Source organism: Segatella maculosa OT 289 (assembly GCF_000243015.1).
Classification (GTDB): domain Bacteria; phylum Bacteroidota; class Bacteroidia; order Bacteroidales; family Bacteroidaceae; genus Prevotella; species Prevotella maculosa.
This window is the reverse complement of record NZ_JH594500.1, coordinates 80,702-82,875: the sequence shown is the minus strand read 5'-3', so window position 1 is coordinate 82,875 and position 2,174 is coordinate 80,702. Positions and strand designations below refer to the sequence as shown.

Genomic DNA, 2,174 nt, shown 5'->3' with positions numbered 1-2,174 from the left:
GTTTTAGCGTGTATTTTGCCATCATTGCGTCATAAAACTTGCAGAAGTCGTCTGCCATACAAAATATTTCCGTAACTTTGTCCTCGGTGATCATAGCGATTTTTGTTTGTATTTCTTTGTAAATCAGTACTATAAAGTTACAACAAATTTCGCTAATCACCAAATTTACAGACACTTATAATTCATCGAACTCACGTTATTTTATATGCTGAAGCTGCAAGTTCTATATTCAATGTCGCACCAATAGCGTATTTTTCCTTATTCAAATAATAATCTGTGGCAAAAAATGCCAATGACAGATTTTCTGTCTCAGCCCATACAATGGCTTCTACCTGATTATCCCATTCGAATACCTTGTTGATAGTCATCATATGTCTTGTTCCTTTATGGCAGGGATATAACGTCAGGAAATCAAATCTCTGATTCTTTTCATTATTCAACAACAATGACATCAGTCCCATATCTTCTCCTGTCCTGACAGCAATAACATCACCTTCTTCATTTTTGTAGTCATCGTTTGATACTATAGTATGTGAGCTACCGCATAGAGGCCATTTGCCAATCTGCTGGAAAATGGCAGGGAGATTGTCCAAATCTATCAATGTTTCAAGATGGTCTCCCTGGGATTAATAAATCTCTGTTGCTTTCCAACCTTTCTCTTTATAGACAGAATTGAGATCTTTACCATCGATTTTTTCATCAATGGCAGTCTGATGAACATGTTCAACATAGTTATGCCAAACTTCTTCAAGTTGAAAGGCCAGCTCATCATTCAGCATCTCACCAGAATGACCATTGTTCCAGTTGAATCCAGGAACACCTTTATTCAAATCTTCGACTGTAAGCAACAGCGGCGTTTTTTCAGGATGTACCATGTGGCTTAAGCTCATTCGGATGTAATATACCTTACGTCCTCTCCCACTCCAATCTTCATCAGGATATGGAGTTCCGATAATGGTACCTCGCATAACCACTCCTTCTTTCCCTTCGCCAGTACGAATCATATAGAATCTATCCCCGACATGAGCTTTCTGATAATCCCAGATGCTCCAGTCATAGTAAAAGCCCTCGTCGAAGAAGTCCCCCATCGCATCCTCAAATTCGGAAAGCTTGTAGTTGCTGATGTCAGAATTCCAACGCATGATAAAAGTCTTACGAAAATTATCGCGGAGAATTCCCTGAGCTTCATCAAAGAGGTTGTTCCAGACATCTTCTTCCATCTTGCCAAGAAGAATTTGGGCTGCATCCACCCGTTGGAATCCTTCCTGACCTTTCATTAACTCACAGAAGTCTTCAAATACTATCATCCTGCAGGTGTTCCCTCTCATCATGCCCACATACCGACAGGCTCCAATAAATACATCCTCCGCATTGTCAACCACACGGATGGAGCTCAGTTCCTCATCGTCAGTGATATGACGCTTTTCTTCCCTGACATTTACTGCATTCAGATTTGTCCACTGTAATGTTGCAAAATCATTGAATACATCTGTCACACCCTTACCATCATATTTTGAGGGATCTAAATGGAAGTCTCTAGTTACGCCTGTAATAACGACGATCTCACCCCTACGAAGTAATTCTTCCATATTATGTGAACGTTGACACCATGCTTCCTGAGCATCAATGTCACTAAACTTTGCATCTTTTTCGTCCTCTTCAGTAATTCTGGAAGCGCGATGAGTTTTCTTGATGGCATTCAAACAGGCATAACATAACCGGACATCTGCTTCGGAAGCAAGCCAAGGCAGTTCAACAATAACACAACCACCTATCATCTGCTTTATTGTAATGCCCTGAATCGAGAGCCCTTCAATCATTAACGTATAGGATTCCACCTCACCGCATGTCGGTTCATTATACCGCCGTTTAACTTCATTATCATCCCCTTTGTTGATGAGCATTAAGGTGTTTTCAATGACCTTCTGTTCATTGAACTTACGGATTCCTTTTATAATAAATTTGTTTGCCATACTATTCTTCCCTTATTAATTAACGTGAGTTCGATGAATTTAGAATAAAGCAAGCTGTGTGTCAAATGTCCTTTGCACTCTGACGCATGGCTTCTTTGGAAATAGACAATAGGCAGCAATGGCACCCAGAAGGTTGACGATGAAATTGTCGAAGCACCTATGTCGGGAATGTTCTACCTGCGCTATATTCTTAAGTTCATC

General features: G+C 40.3%; 2 protein-coding genes and 2 pseudogenes. All 4 read right to left on the bottom strand.

What is annotated here, in order from left to right:
* Positions 1 to 94: pseudogene (locus HMPREF9944_RS13540) on the bottom strand (transposase); the annotation flags it as partial.
* 97 nt (positions 95 to 191) lie between these two features.
* A complete protein-coding gene (locus tag HMPREF9944_RS00250; protein ID WP_044113098.1) occupies positions 192 to 602 on the bottom strand; it encodes a hypothetical protein in 411 nt (136 codons plus the stop codon).
* A gap of 24 nt (positions 603 to 626) precedes the next feature.
* Positions 627 to 1,973 carry a hypothetical protein gene (locus tag HMPREF9944_RS00245; RefSeq protein WP_008563615.1) on the bottom strand — a complete coding sequence of 449 codons (1,347 nt, stop codon included), beginning with the start codon at positions 1,971 to 1,973 and terminating at the stop codon, positions 627 to 629.
* Positions 1,974 to 2,012: 39 nt separating this feature from the next.
* Positions 2,013 to 2,174, bottom strand: a pseudogene (locus HMPREF9944_RS13230) (IS982 family transposase); the annotation flags it as partial.